Annotated in this window: 1 protein-coding gene; it reads right to left on the bottom strand. The window is 78.2% G+C overall.

Annotation, left to right across the window (positions count from 1 at the left end):
• A partial coding sequence (locus tag QRT08_RS18575; protein WP_286047481.1) for a hypothetical protein occupies positions 1–239 on the bottom strand: 239 nt, incomplete at both ends.

The raw sequence follows: 239 nt of genomic DNA, 5'->3' as shown, positions 1-239 counted from the left end.
GACGGCCACCGCTTCGGCCTGCCGATCGCGCGGCGCGCGGATCGCGAGCGGGTGCAGCGGCTCATCGACGCGGTGGGCGCGCGCGGGTTCGCCGACCGGCCGGTCGGGCTGCTCTCCGGCGGCGAGCAGCAGCGCCTGCGCGTCGTCGGCATGAAGGCCGTAGGCCGCGAACAGCTCGGCGCGCTCGACTCGCTCCACCCGCGGGTGCGCCGGCATGTCGAGCCGCGCGGCGATGCGGG

The sequence above is a fragment of the Halalkalicoccus sp. NIPERK01 genome (assembly GCF_030287405.1).
GTDB lineage: Archaea > Halobacteriota > Halobacteria > Halobacteriales > Halalkalicoccaceae > Halalkalicoccus.
The sequence above is the reverse complement of the archived record's forward strand: the minus strand, read 5'-3'. Positions and strand labels throughout refer to the sequence as shown.